Origin of the sequence: Pseudomonas frederiksbergensis, assembly GCF_017114915.1 — a bacterium.
GTDB lineage: Bacteria > Pseudomonadota > Gammaproteobacteria > Pseudomonadales > Pseudomonadaceae > Aquipseudomonas > Aquipseudomonas frederiksbergensis_I.
In genome coordinates this window covers 1-23,478 of record NZ_JAAUOE010000060.1, presented here as the reverse complement: position 1 = coordinate 23,478, position 23,478 = coordinate 1, and the positions used below count along the sequence as shown (strand labels likewise).

Here is a 23,478-nt window from a genome sequence, read left to right as displayed (position 1 = left end):
GAAACCGGTCTTGGTCAGCCTGATGTCCCAGTCAGGTTTGTTGACCAAATGATCGGTATTGCGAAAGCCCAGGCTGTAGTTGGGTTTACGGAATCTGACGGTTTTTTCCTTGGTGGTGCTCAGTTCGGTCAATAGCGGGTACTTGTGCGCGGCGATCAGCAGTTTGCTCAGGTCGCGGGCGGTGGACACGTTGCGCGGGGAGAGGCCCGTCGGTTCGACGAAGTGAGTGCTGGTCATGCCCAGCGCCTTGGCTTTGGCGTTCATGGCGGCAATGAACGCGACATAACCGCCCGGATAGTGATGCGCCAGCGTCGCGGCGGCACGGTTTTCCGATGACATCAGGGCGATCAGCAGCATCTCGCGGCGCGTCAATTCGCTTTTGAGTTTGACCCGGGAGAACACGCCTTTCATTTCCGGGGTGTCGCTGATGTTGACGGAAAGGTATTCGTCCATATTCTGCCGAGCCTCTACGACCACCAGGCCGGTCATCAGTTTGCTGACTGACGCGATGGGTACGACGACGTCAGGATTGCTGGCATAGATGACTTTGTTGGTTTGCAGATCCATCAGCAAAGCGCTGCCGGACGCGATCTTCAGTTGTGAATTGTCTCGAGGTGCCGCGGTGGTTTCTGCGGCGTTGACCGTTGGCGTGATGAAAGTCCCTGTAACTGCAAAAACTAGGCTCAGGATGGAAAGACGGATTTTCACGCTGGCAGACTCATAAAGGGTGGATATGCCGTTCTGTAACGGGCTGTTTCTTAAAAACGACGCATTTTAGGAGTATGTGCCAGGAAAGCCATAGGCGCCTGTAAAGCAGGGGGTAAAAGTGAAGAATATTTAATGCAGTGGCCCTTTTTCACTTATCTGCTCTTGCAGCTTTCCAACGGTGGTCGCGCTTTTTCTACAGGCAAAAAGAACCCCGCGATGGGCGGGGTTCCTTTATGCGGCGCTGCGTACAAGCGTGAACTCAGCTGTGCAGCGTTTCGGCGGCGTACAGCGTGTTTTCCAGCAGGCAGGCGCGGGTCATCGGGCCGACGCCGCCTGGTACCGGCGTGATCCAGCCAGCGCGGGCCAGGGCGGATTCGTAAGTCACGTCACCGACCAGTTTGCCGTCTTCCTGACGGTTGATGCCGACGTCGATCACGATCGCGCCCTCCTTGATCCACTCACCCTTGACCAGGCCCGGCTTGCCGGCGGCAACCACCACCAGATCGGCGCGACCGACGTGGCCGGCCAGGTCCTTGGTGAAGCGGTGGGTGACGGTCACGGTGCAACCGGCCAGCAGCAGTTCCATCGCCATCGGACGGCCAACGATGTTGGAGGCCCCGACAATGACGGCGTTCATCCCGTAAAGATCGGCACCGGTGCTTTCCAGCAGCGTCATGATGCCTTTGGGTGTGCATGGGCGCAGCAGCGGAATACGCTGGGCCAGACGACCGACGTTATAAGGGTGGAAACCGTCGACGTCCTTGTCCGGACGAATGCGCTCCAGCAATTTGGAGGCGTCCAGGTGTTCAGGTAAAGGCAGCTGAAGCAGAACGCCGTCAATTGCCGGGTCGTCGTTCAGGCGATCGATCAGATCGGTCAGCGCTGCTTGAGTGGTGTCGGCAGGCAGGTCATAGGCTTGGGAAAGGAAGCCGACCTCTTCACAGTCTTTACGCTTGTGCGAGACATAAACCTGAGAGGCAGGATCGCTGCCGACCAGGATCACCGCGAGGCCGGGCGTGCGCAGGCCTTGCTGGCGACGCTCGGCGACTCGTTGGGCGATCTGCTGGCGCAGGCTGGCGGCGATCGATTTGCCGTCGATTAGTTGTGCAGTCATTGCGCGTGATTAACCATCGAGAGGGGAAAAAAAGAGAGCGCATTCTCGCATGTCATGAGGTGAGGGCAAAGGCGCTTGGTCTGCAAATTCCTCTAACCCCTTTAATTAAATGAATTTTTTTTAAAAAGGATTTGACGACCTCCGGGGGGCTCTATACTATTCGTCGCACTTGTCGGGCACAGCCTAGCACTGGTTGAGAAAGTCGAGCGGAGTTACGATTCTGCAAGACTGAAAAGCACTTAGTTTGTAGTCCTCCAAGAGTACAGATTAACAAGGCGCCCGTAGCTCAGCTGGATAGAGCATCCGCCTTCTAAGCGGATGGTCGCAGGTTCGAGTCCTGCCGGGTGCGCCATTTAGGCAGCTTTGGCACAAGTAGCGCGATATGGTGGGCGTAGCTCAGTTGGTAGAGCACGGGATTGTGACTCCCGTTGTCGTGGGTTCGATCCCCATCGTCCACCCCATATTTCGAAAGGCGCCAGATTAACAGTCTGGCGCCTTTGCTTTAACAGCTTCATCCGCGGATGTGGTGGAATTGGTAGACACACTGGATTTAGGTTCCAGCGCCGCGAGGCGTAAGAGTTCGAGTCTCTTCATCCGCACCAAATAAAGCTTCACTCATGCCGGTTGGCTGGGTTGGGCTCAACAAAGAAGTTGTTTGGCTTCTTTGTCACGCAATATGGTGGGCGTAGCTCAGTTGGTAGAGCACGGGATTGTGACTCCCGTTGTCGTGGGTTCGATCCCCATCGTCCACCCCATATTTCGAAAGGCGCCAGATTTAACAGTCTGGCGCCTTTTTTGTTTCAGTGGTTTGAGTGTCGGCGGCTGCAGGTTGTGGGCCGCAGGGGCAGGTCGCTTCGTCGTATTTATGTTTCTCGATGATGCTCGATTTGCCCGCCGATCCCCTCGCGGGGTTGGCTGTCAGGGATGGATTGCCGATTCCTTCTATATATAGGAAGGTGGGCGCAGAGCCCTGGCTTGATTGGCTGTATTTGCTAACAGGGCGAGGCACAACCGTTTGTCCCCGCCTATAAATTGCCTGCTGCTTTTTTACCCGTTTTCAGTAGGGTGACTTCTTGAGTTTGACCCACTAGAATGCATGCCCTTGATTCTGGGGTCGGAAACGGCCGGCTAACGTCTGTGCAACGAGGAATATCCATGCAAGTTTCTGTTGAAAATACTTCTGCTCTTGAGCGCCGCATGAGCATCACCGTGCCGGCTGAGCGCATCGAGACTCAGGTCAACAAGCGTCTGCAGCAGACTGCCCAAAAGGCCAAGATCGCTGGTTTCCGTCCAGGCAAAGTGCCAATGAGCGTGATCCGTCAGCGTTTCGGAGCTGATGCGCGTCAAGAAGCCGTGGGCGACGTCATCCAGTCCTCCTTCTACGAAGCGGTGGTTGAGCAGAAGCTGAACCCGGCTGGTTCGCCTTCGATCGAACCTAAATCCCTGGAAGCGGGCAAGGACCTGGAATACGTAGCCGTATTCGAAGTGTTCCCTGAGTTCACCGTTGCCGGTTTCGAAGGTATCACCGTCGAGCGCCTGAGCGCTGAAGTGGCTGACGCCGATCTGGACAAGATGCTGGAAATCCTGCGCAAGCAGAACACCCGTTTCGAAGTGGCCGATCGCGCTGCCCAGAACGAAGACCAGCTGAACATCGATTTTGTTGGCAAGGTCGACGGTGAAGTGTTCGCAGGCGGCTCCGCCAAAGGCACTCAGCTGGTGCTGGGTTCCGGCCGCATGATCCCTGGTTTCGAAGACGGTCTGGTTGGCGCTAAAGCCGGCGAAGAGCGCGTTCTGAACCTGACCTTCCCAGAGGACTATCAGAACCTCGACCTGGCAGGTAAAACCGCTGAGTTCACTGTGACCGTGAACACTGTTTCCGAGCCTAAACTGCCAGAACTGACCGAAGAGTTCTTCGCTCAATTCGGTATCAAGGAAACCGGTCTGGAAGGTTTCCGCACCGAAGTTCGCAAGAACATGGAGCGTGAGCTGCGTCAGGCGATCAAATCCAAGGTCAAGAATCAGGTCATGGATGGTCTGCTGGCCACCAACCCGATCGAAGTGCCGAAGGCTCTGCTGTCCAACGAAGTTGACCGTCTGCGCGTGCAGGCTGTTCAGCAGTTCGGCGGCAACATCAAGCCTGACCAACTGCCGGCCGAGCTGTTCGAAGAGCAAGCCAAGCGCCGCGTTGTGCTGGGTCTGATCGTGGCTGAAGTGGTCAAGCAATTCGACCTCAAGCCTGACGAAGCCCGCGTTCGGGAGATGATTCAGGAAATGGCTTCGGCTTACCAGGAGCCTGAGCAGGTTGTGTCTTGGTACTACAAGAACGACCAGCAACTGAACGAAGTCCGTTCGGTTGTGCTGGAAGAACAAGTTGTGGATACTGTTCTGCAGAAAGCTAGCGTGACCGACAAATCGGTCTCTTACGAAGAAGCGGTCAAGCCGGTAGAAGCTCCACAAGCCGACTGATTGTTTTTGCGGTAAGAAGTACACACCATAAGCCAGCCTTCGTGCTGGCTTATGCGTATTCAAGACATAACTATTTGGGAGTGACTGCAGAGCATGTTCCGTAATTCGTATATTCAGCAGAACTCTGATATCCAGGCCGCAGGCGGCCTGGTCCCGATGGTTGTCGAGCAGTCTGCTCGTGGCGAACGCGCCTATGACATCTACTCGCGCCTTCTCAAGGAGCGAGTGATCTTTCTGGTTGGTCCGGTAGAGGACTACATGGCCAACCTGATCTGTGCGCAACTGCTGTTCCTTGAAGCGGAAAACCCGGACAAGGACATCCATCTTTATATCAACTCGCCGGGCGGTTCGGTGACGGCGGGCATGTCGATCTACGACACCATGCAGTTCATCAAGCCAAACGTGTCGACCACCTGTATCGGTCAGGCGTGCAGCATGGGCGCGTTTCTTCTGACGGCCGGTGCGAAAGGCAAGCGTTACTGCCTGCCAAACTCGCGTGTGATGATTCACCAGCCACTGGGCGGTTTCCAGGGCCAGGCGTCGGATATCGAAATCCATGCCAAGGAGATTCTGTTTATCCGCGAGCGTCTCAACACGCTGATGGCCGCGCATAGCGGTCGCACTCTTGAAGAAATCGAGCGCGATACCAACCGCGATAATTTCATGAGTGCAGAAGCTGCGCGTGAGTACGGCTTGATCGACGAAGTGATTAGCCAGCGCCCTGTTTAAAATAAGCAGCCCAAAACAGGCTTGGTCGGCAGGTCCGACACCAGCGGGCTTGAAAAAGCCCGCAATAGCCTTCATCTTGTGTTGCAAGCCTATCGGATTTGGATCGAACGAATGACTGACACCCGCAACGGCGAGGACAACGGCAAGCTGCTCTATTGCTCCTTCTGTGGCAAAAGCCAGCATGAAGTACGCAAATTGATTGCCGGCCCCTCGGTCTTTATCTGCGACGAGTGCGTCGACCTGTGCAATGACATCATCCGCGAGGAGGTGCAGGAAGCACAGGCCGAAAGCAGCGCGCATAAATTGCCTTCGCCTAAAGAAATCAGCGGCATCCTCGATCAGTATGTGATTGGTCAGGAGCGTGCGAAAAAGGTTCTGGCCGTAGCGGTGTACAACCACTACAAGCGCCTGAATCAGCGTGACAAAAAGAATGACGACGTCGAACTCGGCAAGAGCAACATCCTGCTGATCGGCCCGACAGGTTCGGGTAAAACCCTGCTGGCCGAAACCCTGGCCCGCTTGCTGAACGTTCCGTTCACTATCGCCGACGCAACCACCCTCACAGAGGCAGGTTACGTGGGGGAAGATGTCGAGAACATCATTCAGAAACTGCTGCAGAAGTGCGATTACGACGTAGAAAAAGCCCAGATGGGCATTGTCTACATCGATGAAATCGACAAGATTTCGCGCAAGTCTGACAACCCGTCGATTACCCGGGACGTTTCCGGTGAAGGCGTGCAGCAGGCCCTGCTCAAGTTGATCGAAGGCACGGTCGCTTCCGTTCCGCCTCAAGGTGGTCGCAAGCATCCGCAGCAGGAATTCCTGCAGGTCGACACCCGTAACATCTTGTTCATCTGCGGTGGTGCATTCTCCGGTCTGGAAAAGGTTATTCAAAACCGTTCCACCAAGGGTGGCATCGGTTTCAGCGCAGAAGTGCGCAGCAAGGAAGAAGGTAAGAAAGTCGGTGAATCCCTGCGTGAAGTCGAGCCTGACGATCTGGTCAAGTTCGGTCTGATCCCGGAATTCGTCGGTCGTTTGCCGGTCCTTGCCACGCTGGACGAGCTTGATGAAGCTGCGTTGATGCAGATTCTCACCGAGCCGAAAAATGCCCTGACCAAGCAGTACGCCAAACTGTTCGAGATGGAAGGCGTGGACCTGGAGTTCCGGTCCGACGCGCTGAAATCGGTCGCCAAACGAGCCCTGGAACGCAAAACTGGTGCCCGTGGACTGCGTTCGATTCTCGAAGGCATATTGCTCGACACTATGTACGAAATTCCCTCGCAGTCCGAGGTGAGTAAAGTAGTGATCGATGAAAGCGTTATAGAAGGCAAGTCCAAGCCACTGTATATCTACGAAAACAGTGAGCCGGCAGCCAAGGCAGCGCCGGACGCCTAAAGCGTCACACTGCTGGAATAAAGAAGGGGCCTTCGGGCCCCTTTGCTTTTAACGCGTTTCAACATTTTATTTGCGCTTGTTTTTTTTGAAAACAGCCCCCATCTTGGTTTCAAGCTTACTTCCATCTGTTTACGGCCTTATGGCCGCCGTAGAGGCGAAATCATGAAGACGACCATCGAATTGCCTCTCCTGCCATTGCGTGATGTCGTGGTTTATCCGCACATGGTTATCCCGCTGTTCGTGGGGCGCGAGAAATCCATCGAAGCCCTCGAGGCCGCGATGACGGGCGACAAGCAGATCCTTCTGCTGGCTCAGCGGAATCCTGCTGACGACGATCCCGGTGAAGACGCACTTTATCGCGTAGGTACCATCGCTACCGTTCTGCAGCTGCTCAAGCTGCCTGACGGCACCGTCAAGGTGCTTGTCGAGGGCGAGCAGCGGGGCGCCGTGGAGCGCTTCAGCGAAGTCGACGGCCACTGCCGCGCCGAAGTCTCGCTGATCGACGAAGCCGACGCGCCTGAGCGCGAGTCGGAAGTGTTTGTCCGCAGCCTGCTGGCTCAGTTCGAACAATATGTGCAGCTGGGCAAAAAAGTCCCCGCTGAAGTCCTGTCCTCGCTCAACAGCATCGACGAGCCAGGCCGCCTGGTCGACACCATGGCTGCGCATATGGCCCTGAAGATCGAGCAAAAGCAGGAAATCCTCGAAATTATCGATTTGTCGGCCCGGGTCGAGCACGTTCTGGCGTTGCTGGATGCCGAAATCGATCTGCTGCAAGTCGAAAAACGCATTCGCGGCCGCGTTAAAAAGCAAATGGAGCGTAGTCAGCGCGAGTACTACCTGAATGAGCAGATGAAGGCCATTCAGAAAGAACTGGGTGACAGCGACGAAGGCCACAACGAAATCGAGGAGCTGAAAAAGCGTATCGATGCCGCCGGTCTGCCGAAAGACGCGTTGGCCAAGGCTCAGGCCGAACTGAACAAGCTCAAGCAAATGTCGCCAATGTCCGCGGAAGCGACCGTGGTGCGTTCGTACATCGACTGGCTGGTTCAAGTGCCGTGGAAAGCCCAGAGCAAGGTGCGCCTGGACCTTGCTCGTGCCGAAGACATTCTTGATGCAGACCACTATGGTCTGGAAGAAGTCAAAGAGCGGATCCTCGAATACCTCGCCGTGCAGAAGCGCGTGAAGAAGATTCGCGGTCCGGTGTTGTGCCTGGTCGGTCCTCCAGGGGTGGGTAAAACCTCTCTGGCGGAGTCAATTGCTCATGCCACCAACCGCAAATTCGTCCGTATGGCTCTCGGTGGCGTGCGCGATGAGGCGGAAATCCGTGGTCATCGCCGGACTTATATCGGTTCGATGCCAGGAAGATTGATTCAAAAGATGACAAAAGTGGGCGTCCGCAACCCGCTGTTCCTGCTCGATGAAATCGACAAAATGGGCAGCGACATGCGTGGCGATCCGGCGTCGGCGTTGCTGGAAGTGCTTGATCCCGAGCAGAACCACAACTTCAACGATCACTATCTGGAAGTCGACTACGACCTGTCCGATGTGATGTTCCTGTGCACCTCCAACTCCATGAACATCCCGCCGGCGCTGCTGGACCGGATGGAAGTGATTCGTCTACCGGGTTATACCGAAGACGAGAAGATCAACATCGCCGTCAAATACCTTTCGCCCAAACAGATTCAGGCCAACGGCTTGAAGAAAGGCGAGCTGGAATTCGACGCCGAAGCGATCCGCGACATCATCCGCTACTACACCCGCGAAGCCGGTGTACGTGGGCTGGAGCGTCAGATTGCCAAGGTTTGCCGCAAGGCGGTCAAAGAGCATGCACTGGAAAAACGCTTCTCGGTGAAGGTGACCGCCGACATGCTGGAACACTTCCTGGGCGTGCGTAAATTCCGCTACGGTCTGGCCGAGCAGCAGGATCAGATCGGTCAGGTAACCGGCCTGGCGTGGACCCAGGTGGGCGGTGAATTACTGACCATCGAAGCCGCAGTCGTACCGGGTAAAGGTCAACTGATCAAGACCGGTTCTCTGGGTGACGTGATGGTCGAATCGATCACCGCAGCCCTGACCGTTGTCCGCAGCCGTGCGAAGAGCCTGGGCATTCCCCTGGACTTCCATGAGAAGCGCGACACGCATATCCACATGCCTGAAGGGGCGACGCCGAAGGACGGCCCTAGCGCTGGTGTAGGCATGTGTACGGCTCTGGTGTCGGCTTTGACTGGCATTCCTGTACGTGCGGATGTCGCCATGACCGGCGAAATCACCTTGCGTGGCCAAGTACTGGCGATCGGTGGCTTGAAGGAAAAACTGCTGGCTGCTCATCGCGGTGGAATCAAGACGGTGATCATTCCTGAAGAGAACGTACGCGATCTGAAGGAAATTCCTGACAATATCAAGCAAGATCTACAGATTAAACCCGTTAAATGGATTGACGAGGTCCTGCAAATTGCGCTGCAATACGCGCCGGAGCCCTTACCGGATGTGGCTCCGGAGATCGTTGCAAAGGATGACAAACGCGAGTCTGACTCTAAGGAAAGAATTAGCACGCATTAGTACGCATTTGCCTGGGGGGCTTCCTTGACAGTTTTTTAGAGCCCTTGTTATAAAGCGGCTCTATAAGTGTCTGTAGGCCATTCAGCACTCGTTTTTTTGCTTTCACCAAAAAACTTAGAATCAAACTCAAATAGATATAAGGGGACTTAGAGTGAACAAGTCGGAACTGATTGATGCTATCGCTGCATCCGCTGATATCCCGAAAGCTGCTGCTGGCCGTGCGCTGGACGCTGTAATCGAATCCGTCACTGGCGCTCTCAAGGCTGGCGACTCTGTTGTTCTGGTTGGTTTCGGCACCTTCTCCGTGACCGATCGTCCAGCTCGCATCGGTCGTAACCCTCAGACCGGTAAGACGCTGGAAATCGCCGCCGCCAAAAAACCAGGTTTCAAAGCCGGTAAAGCACTGAAAGAAGCTGTCAACTAAGTTCGATTCAGGTTTTTGCCTATCCGGGTCGGGGTCATGCCTGACTTGGCAGCGGAGCGGTAGTTCAGTCGGTTAGAATACCGGCCTGTCACGCCGGGGGTCGCGGGTTCGAGTCCCGTCCGCTCCGCCAGTTACGAGAGAAGGCGCATCCTCGGATGCGCCTTTCTTCTATCCGGACTCTACCCACGCTCCACGGTTGCCTAATTTTGAAGTTCAACCGTTTCTGGGGGACGCATGCTGCAGAATATCAGGGACAATTCACAAGGCTGGATTGCCAAGACCATTATCGGGGTCATCGTTGCACTGATGGCTTTGACCGGTTTCGACGCCATTTTTCAGGCCACGACGAATCGCAATGAGGCGGCCAAGGTCAATGGCGAAGAAATCAGTCAGAACGAGCTGAGCCAGGCGGTCGATATGCAACGCCGTCAGCTCATGCAACAACTGGGCAAGGATTTCGATGCTTCCTTGCTCGACGAAAAAATGCTGCGCGAATCGGCCCTCAAAGGCCTGATCGATCGCAAGCTGTTGCTGCAAGGCGCAGAACAATCGAAATTCGCTTTCTCCGAAGCCGCTTTGGATCAAGTGATCCTGCAAACGCCTGAGTTCCAGGTGAATGGCAAGTTCAGTCCTGAGCGTTTCGACCAGGTGATCCGTCAACTGGGTTACAGCCGTCTGCAATTCCGTCAGATGCTGGCTCAGGAAATGTTGATTGGTCAGCTGCGCGCTGGCGTGGCCGGTAGCGGTTTTGTCACCGATGCACAGGTTCTGGCCTTCGCCCGTCTGGAAAAACAGACCCGCGATTTCGCCACCCTGAACGTCAAGGCAGACCCGGCGGCAGTCAAGCTGACCGACGATGAGGTCAAGGCCTATTACGACGAACACGCCAAGGAATTCATGACGCCGGATCAGGTGGTCATCGATTACCTCGAATTGAAGAAGGCGTCCTTCTTCGATCAGGTCAGCGTCAATGACGAAGATCTGCAGGCGGCGTATCAGAAAGAAACCGCGAACCTGTCCGAGCAACGCCGGGCTGCGCATATTCTGATCGAAGTGAACGACAAGGTGACCGAGGCGCAAGCCAAGGCCAAAATCGAAGAAGTGCAGGCGCGTCTGGCCAAAGGCGAGACATTCGAGGCCCTGGCCAAGGAATTCTCCCAGGATCCAGGCTCGGCGAACAATGGCGGTGACCTTGGGTTTGCAGGTCCGGGCGTCTACGATCCAGCGTTTGAAAAAGCCCTGTATTCGTTGGCCAAGGACCAGGTTTCGGAGCCGGTTCGCACTGACTTCGGTTTCCACCTGATCAAGCTGCTGGGCGTTGAAGCCCCTGAAGTGCCGACGTTCGCCAGTCTGAAAGACAAGCTGACCCGCGAGCTGAAAACCCAGCAGGTCGAGCAGCGTTTCGTCGAGGCGACCAAACAATTGGAAGACTCGTCGTTCGAAGCCTCCGATCTGGCCCAGCCGGCACAAGACCTGAAGCTGACCGTCCACACCTCCGCGCCATTCGGCCGGGAAGGTGGCGAAGGTATTGCGGCCAATCGTGCCGTGGTGACCGCTGCGTTCAGTCCTGAAGTGCTGGATGAGGGTGCCAACAGCACCGCCATCGAACTGGACCCGGAAACCGTGATCGTGCTGCGCGCCAAGGAGCACCGCAAGCCTGAGCAACTGCCGCTGGAAAGCGTGGCTGCCAGCATCCGCGTGCAACTGACCAAGGAGCATGCCAGTGCTGCCGCCAAGACCAAGGCTGATCAGCTGATCACCAGCCTGCGCGATGGCAAGACGGCGCTGGACAAGGCAATCGATGGGCAGAACTGGAAAGTCACCGAAGCCGCGACTCGCGCTCAGGAAGGGGTCGACCCAACCGTGCTGCAAGCGCTGTTCCGCATGCCCAAGCCAGTCTCCAAAGACAAGCCGACCTACAGCAGCGTGACCCTGGCCGATGGTAGCCTGGTGATCGTGCGTCTGAACGGCGTGAACGAAAGCGCTGCGCCGACCGAAGAAGAGAAGACCCAATACCGTCGCTTCCTCGCCTCGCGCATTGGCCAGCAAGACTTCGCGGCCTACCGCAAACTGCTGGAGCGCGAAGCTGAGATCAAGCGTTTCTGATGCTTGATTGAGTATTGCGTGACACACAAGACCCCGGCCGGAAGGCTGGGGTTTTTTTTGGGGTGAACGAAAAGATTGCCCCTGCCGGAGTTGCCGCAGGCTCGGGCCGCAATCGGACGATCTTTTGATCTTCGCTTTTTTCCTTTAGATGACCGTGAATAAATCTGTAGCCGTTTTAAGACGCAATCGATACTCCGCTAAGCATCAATCTGTTGCACAATACGCCCCGAACCGTTTTCCTCAGGATGTTCAATGTTTAGATCAATTCCCATGCGTGTTGTCGGGCTGGCCTTGGTGCTGGCCGCCGCTGCCGGTTGTTCGTCGAAGAAAGCCGCCATCTATGAGCATGAGAACTTCGACGACTCCGGAACGTTTTCGCGCAGCTACCCGGTGACCGATGCGCAGACCTGCGAAGCCGCTCGTCGGGCCTTGCTCAGCCAGGGTTACATCATCACCAGCAGCGATCCGAAACTGGTCAGTGGCCACAAAAGTTTCCAGCAGACCGGCGAAACCCACATGGAGATCAGTTTCAATGTGGTCTGCGCCGATGATGGCAGCGAAGGGCATCACGCGACCGTGTTCGCCAACGCCCTGCAGGACCGTTATGCGCTGAAAAAGACCAACAATTCCGCCAGCCTTGGTGTCGGCGTGTTGGGCTCGGTATCGATGCCGATCGGCTCGTCCGACGACTCGATGGTCAAGGTCGCCAGTGAAACCGTGTCTTCGGCCAAGTTCTACGAGCGTTTCTTTGCCCTGGTCGAATTGTTCCTGCCCCCGGAAGCGAAGAAGGCCGCGCACATCACCGAGAAGCCGAAAACCGAACTGGGGGTGCCTGAAGCCAAGGCTGCACCGGCTCAGTTGGCACCCACTCCAGCCCCGGCGGCGGAACCTGCGTCTGCCCCTGCACCTGCCGAAACCGCCCCAGCCACTTCGGAGCCTGTTGTGCCACCGGCTGAAACGGCACCGATTACCCCGGCGGCGAGCAGCGAGCCGACTTCGTCCACGGAAACGGTCACTCCACCGGCGGATTCAAGCACCCTGCCGGCACCGACCGAGCCAATTAAGGCCATGCCTGTCTCCAGCCAGTAATTGATTCCCGTATTACGGGGGCGGGTCAGAGGATACCGCCCCCGTAATGCCCTTCAGGATTGATCCACATCAAGCCGGGCCGCATTCCTATGGCCTGTATCGAAAAAAACCTGTGATAAATTCCTGACCACCTGCTACGTTTTACTCAGTAGCGACGCGGGGGGCGTTCTCAATGAGTTTCCCCGCCGCGCCGGGGAAACTCATTGAGAACGCCCCCTTGTGTCGTGCCAGCGTCATTTTTCCTTCATGCGGGCACTTTATGCTCAAGGCGCTGGTCATTTATTCAGACGATTTTTTCAACAGGCGATGGGGGTTTAATAATGGACGATTATCAAGAAGAACTGCTCGAGTATCAGGCATTTGAACTGGACCCGCTGGAACCGGCCGAAGACGCCACCGAGCTTTAAGAATGGCGATGACTGCGGCGAAACTCGCCGGGAGTCTGGCCGTTCCAGCGTTTGAAAGCCCGTTGGAACGCTTCGGCTGACGCAAACCCCAGCAGGTAGGCGATTTCGCCGAACACCAGTTCGGTATCGCGAATGTAGGTCATGGCGAGGTCGCGACGCGTATCGTTGAGAATTGCACGAAATTGCGTGCCTTCCTCGGCGAGTTTGCGGCGCAAAGTCCAAGTCGGCAGCTTCAGGCGTGCCGCCACTTCTTCCAGGTCGGGTTCCCGGCCACCATTGAGCAACGGCCCCAGTAACTGAGTGATGCGTTCACGCAGGCTGCGGGTGCGTGTCAGTTGCTCCAGTTCCCGTTCACACAACTGCAGCAGGTACCGCCAGGTGCTGGGGCAATGCGCCGGGTTGCGCTGGGCGAGGCTGTCCAGGCTCAGGCGCAGTTGATTCTGTTCGGCGCCAAACTGAATCGGGCAATCCCCCAGCACGGCGTAAGCCTCACGGTAATCCGGCGCCTGGAATTCAATCTCGATCCGTTCGGCGTGCAGCGGGGCAGGGCTCAGGCTGGACAGTTGCTGCAACCAGCCTGCGATGATCGAGTCCACCACGAAGCGGTTGTAGGCGTTGTAGGGGCTGATGGAATAGAACCGCAACCAGGCGCCTTGGGCGTCTTCGTGAAAGCTCGACTGGCCGCGATAATTGGAGCCGTACAGCGCTTCGAAGCGAATCAGGCAGCGCGCCGCTTCGCGCACGGTGGGGGCCTGGGCAGCGGTGACGCCAGCCAGGCCGGCCTGGCTCAGGCGACTGAGCTGGCCCATGCGCAAACCCAGCGCCGGGTCGTCGGTCAGCTGAATGGCGCTGTGTCCCAGACGCATGTAGCGCGGGATTGAGAGCCGGGCACCGGCCTCGGCCAGTCGCGCGGTGTCGAGGCCGTACTGTTCGAGCAGCGGTTGTGGGTCCAGGCCATGGCTGCGCACGGCGTCGGCCAGGCTATGGACGAAACCGACCGACAGGTCCCCAAGGCGCATCGGCTGCGGCTTCATCGCTTACAACCAGAGGTTCAGCAAACGAGCGCCCCGGGCATCGCCGTCGGCGAAATGCTGCCCGTTGCTGCTGAGGAAGCTTTGACCGGCACTGCCCTGGTCCCAGAACTGACCGCGCAGGAACACGCTGATGCCGCCGATGGCCCGGCTGCCGGGTGGTTGGGCGGTCAGTGTCAGCCGATGCCAGGCCTGACCTTCACTGAGTTCGCCGGCCTTGAGGCTGACAGAACCGGGCGTGGGCAGGCCTTTATAGCCGCGCCATGGTTGATCCCAGGAGCCACGCCCGACGACGAACGCCGGGACCGCCACCAGTTGCGCGCCTTGGTCGTCGAGTTTTCGGTAGTTGTCGGGGTACCAGCTGTCGCTGCCGATCAGCACGCCCAGGCGCCCGGCCGGGGTGTCAACGACGTTGACCGGATGATCGGAGTTGCCTTGGAGCGTGCCGCGTCCAGCGAACGTCGGGTGCATTTGCCGTTGGGGCTGACCGATCGGCACGCCATCGCGGCCGAATACCACACTGCTGTTGTACAACGCGCCGTGGCCGATGCTCAGGGTGCCGTTGCTGACACTTGGTTCGGGCAACACGATGGAGCCGGCCACCAGGGTCACGTGGAATTCTTTCGCCAGCCCCCCGAACAGCGCCTGGTAATCCCTGGCCATGCGTCTGGCTTTCATCCGCAAGTGCGCATCCTCAAGACGGTTGCTGCCCTCGGCGCTGATCAGGGCGCGGATGAACTGCAACGGATTGCTCACCGCCAGCCAGTTCATGGCTTCCTTGAGGGTGGTGGCCTGGTACAGCTCGTCTTTCTCGCCGCTGACCATCAGCCAGGTGCCGATATGCTCGGGCAGCACGACGATGGTTTTTTCATTCAGCAGGCCCAGGTCCCGGGCTTTCTGCAAATAGGCCGCGAGCTTGCGGTGCAGGCGTTCGGGGCTTTGATAGTCGGTGGGGAACAGTTCGGGCTGGATGCCCAGCAGATTGCCGCGATCGACGGGGGTGCCCTGATCGACCGCGAGACTGATGCGCAGGTCCGACAGGTAATGACCCACCGGACGGTCCGCGGCCCACATCGCGTAAGTCGTGAGGACGGCGATCAACGCCATGGAGAGGCTCAGGTACAGGAGTTTGCGCATGGGAAAGCAGTCAACGACCGTGTGCAGGGTTCGCGACTAGGGTAGGGCCCATGCCCGCGCTTGCCAAGGGGCGCTGCGCATTTGGATCAATAAGTTGTCAGTTACGGTCATTGAGCGACAGCGGTGCGACTCTTAGTCTGTCGAACATGACCGACGGGAGCCAAAGAGCTCCTGCAATTTTTCCGTGATCGCTCGTTGTGGAGTTACCGATGGCCGCCGCTCATTACCCGCACCTGTTGGCCCCGCTGGACCTGGGTTTTACCACGTTGCGCAACCGCACCTTGATGGGCTCGATGCACACGGGCCTCGAGGAAAAGCCCGGTGGTTTTGAGCGCATGGCCGCGTACTTCGCCGAACGTGCCCGTGGCGGCGTTGGCTTGATGGTCACCGGCGGTATCGGCCCGAACGAAGAGGGCGGCGTTTACTCCGGCGCGGCCAAGCTGACCACCGAGGAAGAAGCGCTCCAACACCGGATCGTCACCCGTGCGGTGCACGAGGCGGGCGGCAAGATCTGCATGCAGATTCTTCATGCCGGTCGTTACGCGTATAGCCCCAAGCAAGTGGCGCCGAGCGCGATTCAGGCGCCGATCAACCCGTTCAAGCCTAAAGAGCTGGACGAGGAAGGCATCGAGAAGCAGATCAGCGATTTCGTCACCTGCTCGACGCTTGCGCAACAAGCCGAGTACGACGGTGTCGAGATCATGGGCTCCGAAGGTTATTTCATTAACCAGTTCCTCGCGGCCCACACCAACCATCGCACTGACCGCTGGGGCGGTGCCTACGAAAACCGCATGCGTCTGCCGGTGGAAATCGTTCGTCGGGTGCGCGAAGCGGTCGGCCCGAACTTCATCATTATCTTCCGCCTGTCGATGCTCGACCTGGTGGAAGGCGGCAGCAGCTGGGAAGAAATCGTGCAGTTGGCCAAGGCCATCGAGCAGGCCGGTGCGACGATCATCAACACTGGCATCGGCTGGCACGAAGCGCGGATTCCGACCATTGCCACCAAGGTGCCGCGTGCGGCGTTCAGCAAGGTCACGGCCAAACTTCGCGGTTCGGTCAACATTCCGCTGATCACCACCAACCGCATCAACACCCCGGAAGTCGCCGAGCAGATCCTGGCCGAAGGCGACGCCGACATGGTGTCCATGGCGCGGCCGTTCCTCGCCGACCCGGATTTCGTCAATAAAGCCGCGGCTGGCCGTGGCGATGAAATCAACACCTGCATCGGTTGCAACCAAGCCTGCCTGGATCACACCTTTGGCGGCAAGTTGACCAGTTGCCTGGTGAACCCGCGGGCCTGCCATGAAACCGAGCTCAATTACCTGCCGGTGCAGCAGATCAAGAAAATTGCCGTGGTTGGCGCCGGTCCTGCCGGTCTGTCAGCCGCCACGGTGGCCGCCGAGCGTGGCCATCAGGTGACGCTGTTCGATTCGGCCAGTGAAATCGGCGGCCAGTTCAACGTCGCCAAGCGGGTGCCGGGCAAGGAAGAGTTCTTTGAAACCCTGCGCTACTTCAACCGCAAGTTGCAGACCAGCAACGTCGAGTTGTGCCTGAACACCCGTGTGGACGTGGCGCAGCTGGTCGAGGGCGGTTATGACGAAATCATCCTGGCCACTGGCATTGCGCCACGGGTGCCGGGGATTCCGGGCGTCGAACACGCCAAGGTGCTGAGCTACCTGGACGTGATCCTCGAGCGTAAGCCGGTGGGCAAGCGCGTCGCGGTGATCGGCGCCGGCGGTATCGGTTTCGACGTATCGGAATTCCTCGTGCACCAGGGCGTGGCCACCAGCCAGGACCGCGAAGCGTTCTGGAAGGAATGGGGCATCGATACGCATCTTGAAGCCCGCGGCGGTGTTGCGGGCATCAAGGCTGCGCCCCATGCGCCGGCCCGTGAAGTGTTCCTGCTGCAGCGCAAGACATCCAAGGTCGGCGACGGTCTGGGCAAAACCACCGGCTGGATTCACCGCACCGGTCTGAAAAACAAGCAGGTGCAGATGCTCAACAGCGTCGAGTACCTGAAGATCGACGACGAAGGCCTGCACATTCGCCTCGGCGAAAGCGGCGAACCGCAGGTATTGCCAGTGGACAATATCGTGATCTGCGCCGGGCAGGATCCGTTGCGCGAGTTGCGCGACGGTCTGGTGGCGGCAGGGCAGAACGTGCACTTGATCGGTGGCGCGGACGTGGCGGCGGAGCTGGATGCCAAGCGTGCGATCAATCAGGGTTCGCGGTTGGCGGCTGAACTCTAACGTTCACCGCCATTCCTTGTAGCAGCTGGCGCAGCCTGCGTTCGGCTGCGCAGCAGTCGCAAAATCAGCCATCGCGGTATTTCAGGTAAACCGAGGTGTCGGGATTGACGACTGCTTCGCAGCCGAACGCAGCCTTCGGCAGCTGCTACAGGGATCGTGCTGGCTGATAGACTCCTGTTTTTCGCCAAAACGTAGTGCATTAATGCTTTCTCCTCCCAGCGACTGGCTCCCCCAAGCCCCCCTCGAACCCCTTCACCTCGACTGGCTCACCACAGCCGGCATCGAAGTCGCCATCCTGCGTCTGGACCGGATCGATCCGCTGATCAGCGGCAACAAGTGGTTCAAACTCATCGAACACCTGAACGCCGCCGACCAGAACGGTGCCCAAGGCATCATCAGCCTGGGCGGTGCCCACTCCAATCACCTTCACGCATTGGCCGCTGCGGGCAAGCGCTTCGGTTTCACCACCGTCGGCCTGTTGCGCGGGCATCCGCAAGACACTCCGACGGTGAAGGACTTGCAGGCGTTCGGCATGCAGTTGCATTGGTTGGGGTATGGCGGTTATCGGGCGCGGCATGAACCGGGTTTCTGGACGCCATGGCGCGAGCAGTATCCCGAGCTGCAACCGGTACCGGAAGGTGGCGGTGGTTTGCGTGGGGCGAAGGGCTGCATGCAGCTGGTGGCGCAGGCCCGCTGGCAACTGAGCGGTCTGGGCTGGAGCAACTACGACGGCTGGTGGCTGGCCTGTGGAACGGGCACTACCCTGGCCGGCCTGGTACTGGCCGAGGCAGGGGAGCACCCGGTGTATGGCGCGCTGGCGGTGCCCGACGATCATGGCGTGGCGCAACAGGTCGAGATGATTGTGCAGGAAGCCGGTCTGGCCGGTCCCGTGTATCAATTGCTGGACGCCAGCCGTGGCGGCTTTGCCAAAGTCGATCCGCTGTTACTCGGGTTCATTGAGCAGACCGAACGGGCCAGCGGCATTCCTTTCGAACCGCTGTACACCGGCAAGGCACTCATGGCACTTAAACTACAGGTCGAAGCCGGGAAACTCGTCCAGGGCACGCGCCTGATCTTCATCCACACCGGCGGCTTGCAGGGCCGCCGGGGTTTCGAGCAAAGCGGTCGCGGCTAGCCGCGCTTGGGGATCATCCGCACCAAGGTGTTATCGCGTACCACATAGTGGTGGTACAGCCCGGCCACGGCGTGCAGCCCGATCAGCCAATAGCCGATCGTCCCGCCGAGCACATGCCAGCCTTCGAGTTGCTTGGCCAGCGGTTTGTTTTCTTCGATCAGCAACGGCAGGTCGATGCCATAGAACATCACCTGATGGCCCTCGGCGCTGGTAATCAGCCAGCCCAGAATCGGCAGGGTGATCATGAAAATATACAGCGCCCAGTGCATCAGTTTGGCGAGCACGGTTTGCCAGCGAGGCGAGGCGGGGAAGATCTGCGGCGCCGGCCCCAGGCTGCGGGCGAACAGCCGTAGCCAGACCAGCACGAACACGGTCAGGCCAAGCATGAAGTGCGCTTCCTTGATCAGCGTTCGACCGCCACTGCCTTTGGGAAAGATCCCGCGAAATTCGATACAGGCGTAGACCAGTATCAACAGAACCAGCATCAACCAGTGCAGCGCGATCGATACGGTACTGTAGCGTGATTCGGAATTCTTCCAGGGCATACGGTGTTCCTCACAGGTCAGGTCTGAAGTCATCGTTCTTGTTCGACGGCGTGGGTGAACTGTAATCCTGTTTCACCGGGTTTGCCTGAGGCGAATGAGCTGTTCAATGCTCTAAATCAAGTGTTCGGCCACAAAAAAGCACCAGTTCCGTTGAGAAGCTGGCGCTCTCCGACCCTTGGGCAGCTCCTAGGGGGCGAGATCCGAGCGGTTGATCAGCCAATCGAGCAGCAGACGGGCATCGCGGCGTGGCTCGGGAGTGGGCCGGGACGGCTGGGGATGGCCCATGCCGGCACACAGCACGGGCCGGTCCGGGTCGCTGTCGAGAAAGCTGATCAACACGTCGGTGCCGGCCATGGGCAGCCTGGCCGGATCGATCCGACCGTCCGGCGCTGCGAGGGCCACTGGCAGCCAGAGACCGACGGACTCATCCGCCTCGAACTCCGGCGTCGGCCACAAGCAGACTTGCATTCGGCCCTGGTCATCGAGTGTCGCCGGGTGCCCGACAGGGCCCAGCACCCGGGCGGTCTGAAAGCCCGGGATGCTCGGCCTGGCCTGTTTCAGCGCCGGCCTGAATACCGTTGACCAAGGGATGGCGGTGAACCGGTTGCTGTAGCGCCTGGTAATGCCGGGTTTATCGTCGGCGAGAATCGACGGCTGTTGTCCCTGGTGCTGGATGTCGGTGAGCAGCCACTGATCGTTGAAGCTCGAGAGAGGGTGTTGCGCCACTTGTACGATTCGCCCACTGCGCAACTCACTCTGGTTGCTTTGCCCGTGGATCTGCCGGTAATGGCAACGCAGACGCTCCAGCCGTCGGCGGCTGCGCTGATCGCGATGAAGCTGTTCGGGTGCAAGGCGTGTCGTCACCGGGCCCGTTCTGGCGAGCGGGTGGTTGGCTGCGCCATCGCCGATCGCTTGAGCGCCACGGTTTCTGGCATCCCATTGTGCCGGGGCGGGAACCGGGTCATGGCGCTGGAACAGTTCGCTGATCACCGGCGAGGCGGGGTCGTTGAATGGATCGTCATGAAGCGGCATCAGCAGCGGCTCCTGCGGGAAACTCAGGCTGTCATCGGCCAGCACCAGCACATGCCCGTCGGGCTGATGCTCGAAGTGATAGTGGATGCCTTCTTCTTCGCACAGCCGCTGCATGAAGGCCAGATCGCTTTCCTCGTACTGGATGCAGAAAGGCCGCAGTGGGTAGTGCCCACTGGTCAGGTCGAAGCGATAACTGTGCTCGGGCAACTGATGCTCTTCCAGCAACTGGCCCAGGATCGCTGGCACGCTGAGACGATAAAACACCCGACGCAAGCGGTGCCTGTCCAATCGTTGGAGATAGGGGACCAGCACCAGACAGTAGCCGACCCGGTGCGGGCCGCGATGTTCGCGACTGACACTGTGGATCACACCGTGGATGCCCTGATTACCCGCCAGCCTCAGGTACGCCGGTTGTTGCAGCCATGGGGCCAGATTTGTGGCCGGTGCGAGGCTGATCACGTCGATGTCGAATCGATAGGGCTGGTTGAGGCCTTCACGGCCACTGAACTGCAACACCTGCACACTCAAACCGCCGTTGAGCAGTGTCAGGGTGAAGGGACTTTCCTTGTCGTTGTGCATCGAACGCGCTTCTGCCAGGGAGGACGGGCGCAGAGGGTACGAAACCACAGCCCTGAAGCGTCACCGCAAAACGACTTTTCAGAATCGCCCTACAAGCGCTGGTGAAAATGTCGATCAGTCATGGGGTGAAGATGTTGGAATTTTTGGTCGATTGGCTTCTTTAGGCCGTATAAACTGGCGCAACGCGTCGGCCAATAGATGTCTCGGCGCCACAGATCAAGAGAGTGAGTAATGGGCGCACAGTGGAAGGTTAAACACAAAGAAGCGGCAGCCAACGCCAAGGGCAAGATCTTCGGCAAACTGGTGAAAGAAATCACCATCGCTGCCCGCAACGGTGCCGATACCGCCACCAACGCACACCTGCGTCTGGTGGTCGAACAGGCGAAAAAAGCCTCGATGCCCCGCGAAACCCTGGAACGCGCGATCAAGAAAGGCTCCGGCCAGCTCGGCGAAACCGTGCAATACCATCGCGTGACGTATGAAGGGTTCGCACCGCATCAGGTGCCGCTGATCGTTGAATGCGTGACTGACAACATCAACCGCACCGTCGCTGAAATCCGCGTCGCGTTCCGCAAGGGCCAGTTGGGCGCTTCCGGTTCGGTGGCCTGGGACTTCAACCACGTCGGCATGATCGAGGCGTCCCCGGACAGCCCTGACGCCGATCCGGAAATGGCCGCGATCGAAGCCGGTGCCCAGGATTTCGAGCCGGGCGAAGACGGCGCGACGTTGTTCCTGACCGACCCAGCGGACCTGGATGCGGTACAGAAAGCGCTGCCGGAGCAGGGTTTCACCGTGCTGTCGGCCAAGTTGGGTTACCAGCCGAAGAACCCGGTCAGCGGCCTGAGCGACGAGCAGATGGCGGAAGTCGAAGCGTTCCTTGAAGGCCTCGATAACCACGATGACGTGCAGGACATGTTTGTCGGGTTGGCGGGTTAAACAGTAAAAGATCGCCGCCTTCGGCAGCTCCAGGTGTACAAAAAAACCTGTAGGAGCTGCCGAAGGCTGCGATCTTTTTTCAGTACGCCGCAATAATTTCCTGCAATACGCGACTTACCTCACTGAACCCCGGCCGCGCCAGCACATCTGGCTGACAGCAGCGCTGCTGTAAATCCTCGAACGCGCTCCGCTGTTCATCGCTCAACCCCGAGTCGATCCGTTCCAGCAATTCCCCCAGCAAAACCCCGAACGCCCGCACCTCGATCCGTTGCAGCGCACGGCTTTCAAGGCTGTCCGAGGTGGCATGGAAAGATGCCGCGCCAAAGTCCCCCAACAGGCAATCGCCATGCTCGTTCCATAGAATGTTGTGGCCATAGAGGTCGCCGTGGGTGATGCCTTGGCGGTGCAGGTGCTCAGCCACCGAGGCGATGCCACTGGCGATGCGCAGTGCCACGCCCGCGCTGAACCGGGTGTCGTCGGCGTAGACGTCGCGGCTGCAGGACGCCAGGCTCGGCAGCCCGGCCAGGTTGCGGTAGCTCGGGTCGATCAGTTGCATCACCAGCCCGGTCTGCGCCTGCGGATGCCCGACGATCCGCCCTTCGACCCGGATCAGGTTGGGGTGGATGCCGGCGGTGATGCAGGCGTTCATTTCGTGCAGCGGCGAGCCATCGCTGGTCATTTCGCCTTTGTAGAGTTTTACCGCGACCTGTTTCGTCTGCTCCCACAACCCTTGATAAATGACCCCCGACGCGCCTTCGCCGAGTTTTTTCTCCAGACTCAGCCGGGTCCAGGGAATGCTTGCCGTGGCTTCAAGTGCAGCCGCATCGGCTTCGGTTTCCAGCGGGTTACCGGCGTATGCCAGCCAGGTCAGGCTCGGCAGGGTCAGCAGCCACTCGGGAAGCTCGGTGAGCTGGTTGGCGGCGATGCGGATCAGCTCAAGTCGATGGCAGTACCTCAGGCTCTCAGGCAAACGCTGTAACCGGTTGCCGGCCAGCATGAGTTTCTGCAGGTGCGGGCGCTTACCCAGTTCGGTCGGCAGATCTGTGATGTGGTTGTCGGTCAGGATCAGCCAGCGCAACAGCGGCGGCAGGGCGGCGGCCGGCACGTGTTCGATGGCGTTGGCCTTGAAACCGATCATCGTCAGCGCCGCGCACTGACCGAGGCAGGCGGGCAGTTCGGTGAACTGATTGTCCGAACAGAACAGCACACGCAAACGGGTCAGGCGGTGCAGGTCGTCCGGAAGGCTGCGCAGGGCGTTGCCGCTGAGGTTGAGCACCTCCAGAGAGTCCGCCAGATCGAAGATTTCCCGGGGGAATTCGCTCAGGCCGCAGGCCAGGTCCAGACGGGGGATGCCCGACAGTTGGCCGGCGCGCAATTGTGCGAGGGTGTGCATGGGCAGGTTCGCTATTGATCAGGAGGAGGGCGCGGGGCCCTGGAAATGGGCGACATGATAGCGGGAAAGCTGGGGTGGCTGTCAGGCCAGATCCCTGACCTCCACTAACTGCCCCAGCCGACTGCGTGTACGCGCAAGGTCGATGGCATCACCACCCAGGCTTTCGCGCAACGACTGGTGGCCGAGCAGAATCAGGTGTTTGTCCTGGTCGTACAAGACGTCGATCAGGTTGATGAAACGTTGTTGGGCCGCGATTGAACAGTCGGCGAGGCCGGGCAGTTTGTCGATGATCCAGCGGTCGAACCGTCGGCACAGTTCCAGATAGTCCATGACCGCGGTGGGGCGTTCGCACAGGTCGCTGAAGGTGAAGCCGATGGTTCGCCCTTCGCAGTATCGGGCTTGAAGGTGCCGTGTCCCGACGGGCAGTGCAATGGCCGCAGCGTC

General features: G+C 58.8%; 18 protein-coding genes and 5 tRNA genes. 15 read left to right on the top strand and 8 right to left on the bottom strand.

What is annotated here, in order from left to right:
• A partial coding sequence (pbpG, locus tag HCU66_RS25510) for a D-alanyl-D-alanine endopeptidase (protein WP_205891162.1) occupies positions 1-708 on the bottom strand: 708 nt, incomplete at its 3' end.
• Positions 709-967: 259 nt separating this feature from the next.
• Entirely contained in the window at positions 968-1,822 is an 855-nt protein-coding gene (folD, locus tag HCU66_RS25505; protein WP_205891161.1) for a bifunctional methylenetetrahydrofolate dehydrogenase/methenyltetrahydrofolate cyclohydrolase FolD, read from the bottom strand.
• A gap of 275 nt (positions 1,823-2,097) precedes the next feature.
• On the opposite strand from folD, the gene HCU66_RS25500 reads away from it, so the two are divergent.
• From HCU66_RS25500 to HCU66_RS25445, 12 genes are all read left to right on the top strand, one after another.
• A tRNA-Arg gene (locus HCU66_RS25500) sits at positions 2,098-2,174 on the top strand.
• 33 nt (positions 2,175-2,207) lie between these two features.
• Positions 2,208-2,283: transfer RNA gene (locus HCU66_RS25495), tRNA-His, on the top strand.
• A 56-nt stretch (positions 2,284-2,339) separates the two neighbouring features.
• Positions 2,340-2,424, top strand: a tRNA-Leu gene (locus HCU66_RS25490).
• A 77-nt stretch (positions 2,425-2,501) separates the two neighbouring features.
• Positions 2,502-2,577: transfer RNA gene (locus HCU66_RS25485), tRNA-His, on the top strand.
• 400 nt (positions 2,578-2,977) lie between these two features.
• A complete protein-coding gene (gene tig / locus HCU66_RS25480) occupies positions 2,978-4,288 on the top strand; it encodes a trigger factor (protein WP_205891160.1) in 1,311 nt (436 codons plus the stop codon).
• Positions 4,289-4,381: 93 nt separating this feature from the next.
• A complete protein-coding gene (gene clpP / locus HCU66_RS25475) occupies positions 4,382-5,017 on the top strand; it encodes an ATP-dependent Clp endopeptidase proteolytic subunit ClpP (RefSeq protein ID WP_205891159.1) in 636 nt (211 codons plus the stop codon).
• Positions 5,018-5,128: 111 nt separating this feature from the next.
• Positions 5,129-6,412 carry an ATP-dependent Clp protease ATP-binding subunit ClpX gene (gene clpX, locus HCU66_RS25470; RefSeq protein WP_205891158.1) on the top strand — a complete coding sequence of 428 codons (1,284 nt, stop codon included), beginning with the start codon at positions 5,129-5,131 and terminating at the stop codon, positions 6,410-6,412.
• Between the two features lie 162 nt (positions 6,413-6,574).
• Positions 6,575-8,971 carry an endopeptidase La gene (lon, locus tag HCU66_RS25465; protein WP_205891157.1) on the top strand — a complete coding sequence of 799 codons (2,397 nt, stop codon included), beginning with the start codon at positions 6,575-6,577 and terminating at the stop codon, positions 8,969-8,971.
• Between the two features lie 151 nt (positions 8,972-9,122).
• On the top strand, positions 9,123-9,395 hold the full coding sequence (locus HCU66_RS25460) for an HU family DNA-binding protein (RefSeq protein ID WP_002552737.1): 273 nt from the start codon (positions 9,123-9,125) through the stop codon (positions 9,393-9,395).
• Between the two features lie 53 nt (positions 9,396-9,448).
• Positions 9,449-9,525 (top strand) — tRNA-Asp (locus HCU66_RS25455).
• Between the two features lie 104 nt (positions 9,526-9,629).
• Positions 9,630-11,501 (top strand): SurA N-terminal domain-containing protein, encoded by a 1,872-nt coding sequence (locus HCU66_RS25450; RefSeq protein ID WP_205891156.1) that lies wholly within the window; start codon positions 9,630-9,632, stop codon positions 11,499-11,501.
• A 252-nt stretch (positions 11,502-11,753) separates the two neighbouring features.
• Positions 11,754-12,590: a DUF2242 domain-containing protein gene (locus HCU66_RS25445; protein ID WP_205891155.1), complete on the top strand. Its 837-nt coding sequence runs from the start codon at positions 11,754-11,756 to the stop codon at positions 12,588-12,590.
• A 403-nt stretch (positions 12,591-12,993) separates the two neighbouring features.
• On the opposite strand, the gene HCU66_RS25440 is transcribed toward HCU66_RS25445, so the two are convergent.
• On the bottom strand, positions 12,994-14,031 hold the full coding sequence (locus HCU66_RS25440) for an AraC family transcriptional regulator (RefSeq protein WP_205891154.1): 1,038 nt from the start codon (positions 14,029-14,031) through the stop codon (positions 12,994-12,996).
• A gap of 3 nt (positions 14,032-14,034) precedes the next feature.
• On the bottom strand, positions 14,035-15,165 hold the full coding sequence (locus HCU66_RS25435) for a carbon-nitrogen hydrolase family protein (protein WP_205891153.1): 1,131 nt from the start codon (positions 15,163-15,165) through the stop codon (positions 14,035-14,037).
• A 209-nt stretch (positions 15,166-15,374) separates the two neighbouring features.
• On the opposite strand from HCU66_RS25435, the gene HCU66_RS25430 reads away from it, so the two are divergent.
• Both HCU66_RS25430 and HCU66_RS25425 read left to right on the top strand, forming a co-directional pair.
• Positions 15,375-17,414, top strand: a complete 2,040-nt coding sequence (locus HCU66_RS25430) for an NADPH-dependent 2,4-dienoyl-CoA reductase (RefSeq protein WP_205891152.1) — start codon at positions 15,375-15,377, stop codon at positions 17,412-17,414.
• A 202-nt stretch (positions 17,415-17,616) separates the two neighbouring features.
• Positions 17,617-18,549 (top strand): 1-aminocyclopropane-1-carboxylate deaminase/D-cysteine desulfhydrase, encoded by a 933-nt coding sequence (locus tag HCU66_RS25425; RefSeq protein WP_205891151.1) that lies wholly within the window; start codon positions 17,617-17,619, stop codon positions 18,547-18,549.
• On the opposite strand, the gene HCU66_RS25420 is transcribed toward HCU66_RS25425, so the two are convergent.
• Together HCU66_RS25420 and HCU66_RS25415 are read right to left on the bottom strand one after the other, a co-directional pair.
• Entirely contained in the window at positions 18,546-19,094 is a 549-nt protein-coding gene (locus HCU66_RS25420) for a cytochrome b (protein ID WP_205891150.1), read from the bottom strand. The two genes, HCU66_RS25425 and HCU66_RS25420, sit on opposite strands and share 4 nt — an antisense overlap.
• Before the next feature lie 186 nt (positions 19,095-19,280).
• The gene (locus HCU66_RS25415) at positions 19,281-20,705 is read right to left on the bottom strand and encodes a type VI secretion system Vgr family protein (RefSeq protein WP_205891149.1); all 1,425 of its coding nucleotides are present in this window, start codon (positions 20,703-20,705) and stop codon (positions 19,281-19,283) included.
• 231 nt (positions 20,706-20,936) lie between these two features.
• Here HCU66_RS25415 and HCU66_RS25410 point away from each other — a divergent pair, with 231 nt between their 5' ends.
• The gene (locus tag HCU66_RS25410) at positions 20,937-21,641 is read left to right on the top strand and encodes a YebC/PmpR family DNA-binding transcriptional regulator (RefSeq protein WP_007940960.1); all 705 of its coding nucleotides are present in this window, start codon (positions 20,937-20,939) and stop codon (positions 21,639-21,641) included.
• Positions 21,642-21,720: 79 nt separating this feature from the next.
• On the opposite strand, the gene HCU66_RS25405 is transcribed toward HCU66_RS25410, so the two are convergent.
• Both HCU66_RS25405 and zapE read right to left on the bottom strand, forming a co-directional pair.
• Positions 21,721-23,034 (bottom strand): leucine-rich repeat-containing protein kinase family protein, encoded by a 1,314-nt coding sequence (locus tag HCU66_RS25405; RefSeq protein ID WP_205891148.1) that lies wholly within the window; start codon positions 23,032-23,034, stop codon positions 21,721-21,723.
• A gap of 81 nt (positions 23,035-23,115) precedes the next feature.
• Positions 23,116-23,478: AFG1/ZapE family ATPase (gene zapE, locus HCU66_RS25400; protein ID WP_205891147.1), on the bottom strand; the 363-nt coding region annotated here is incomplete at its 5' end.

What these genes read in the sequence shown, in the direction of transcription:
- folD (WP_205891161.1), bottom strand. Translation starts at nt 1,822, where the DNA reads ATGACTGCACAACTAATCGACGGCAAATCGATCGCCGCCAGCCTGCGC.
- tig (WP_205891160.1), top strand. Translation starts at nt 2,978, where the DNA reads ATGCAAGTTTCTGTTGAAAATACTTCTGCTCTTGAGCGCCGCATGAGC.
- clpP (WP_205891159.1), top strand. Translation starts at nt 4,382, where the DNA reads ATGTTCCGTAATTCGTATATTCAGCAGAACTCTGATATCCAGGCCGCA.
- clpX (WP_205891158.1), top strand. Translation starts at nt 5,129, where the DNA reads ATGACTGACACCCGCAACGGCGAGGACAACGGCAAGCTGCTCTATTGC.
- lon (WP_205891157.1), top strand. Translation starts at nt 6,575, where the DNA reads ATGAAGACGACCATCGAATTGCCTCTCCTGCCATTGCGTGATGTCGTG.
- HCU66_RS25450 (WP_205891156.1), top strand. Translation starts at nt 9,630, where the DNA reads ATGCTGCAGAATATCAGGGACAATTCACAAGGCTGGATTGCCAAGACC.
- HCU66_RS25445 (WP_205891155.1), top strand. Translation starts at nt 11,754, where the DNA reads ATGTTTAGATCAATTCCCATGCGTGTTGTCGGGCTGGCCTTGGTGCTG.
- HCU66_RS25440 (WP_205891154.1), bottom strand. Translation starts at nt 14,031, where the DNA reads ATGAAGCCGCAGCCGATGCGCCTTGGGGACCTGTCGGTCGGTTTCGTC.
- HCU66_RS25435 (WP_205891153.1), bottom strand. Translation starts at nt 15,165, where the DNA reads ATGCGCAAACTCCTGTACCTGAGCCTCTCCATGGCGTTGATCGCCGTC.
- HCU66_RS25430 (WP_205891152.1), top strand. Translation starts at nt 15,375, where the DNA reads ATGGCCGCCGCTCATTACCCGCACCTGTTGGCCCCGCTGGACCTGGGT.
- HCU66_RS25425 (WP_205891151.1), top strand. Translation starts at nt 17,617, where the DNA reads ATGCTTTCTCCTCCCAGCGACTGGCTCCCCCAAGCCCCCCTCGAACCC.
- HCU66_RS25420 (WP_205891150.1), bottom strand. Translation starts at nt 19,094, where the DNA reads ATGCCCTGGAAGAATTCCGAATCACGCTACAGTACCGTATCGATCGCG.
- HCU66_RS25415 (WP_205891149.1), bottom strand. Translation starts at nt 20,705, where the DNA reads ATGCACAACGACAAGGAAAGTCCCTTCACCCTGACACTGCTCAACGGC.
- HCU66_RS25410 (WP_007940960.1), top strand. Translation starts at nt 20,937, where the DNA reads ATGGGCGCACAGTGGAAGGTTAAACACAAAGAAGCGGCAGCCAACGCC.
- HCU66_RS25405 (WP_205891148.1), bottom strand. Translation starts at nt 23,034, where the DNA reads ATGCACACCCTCGCACAATTGCGCGCCGGCCAACTGTCGGGCATCCCC.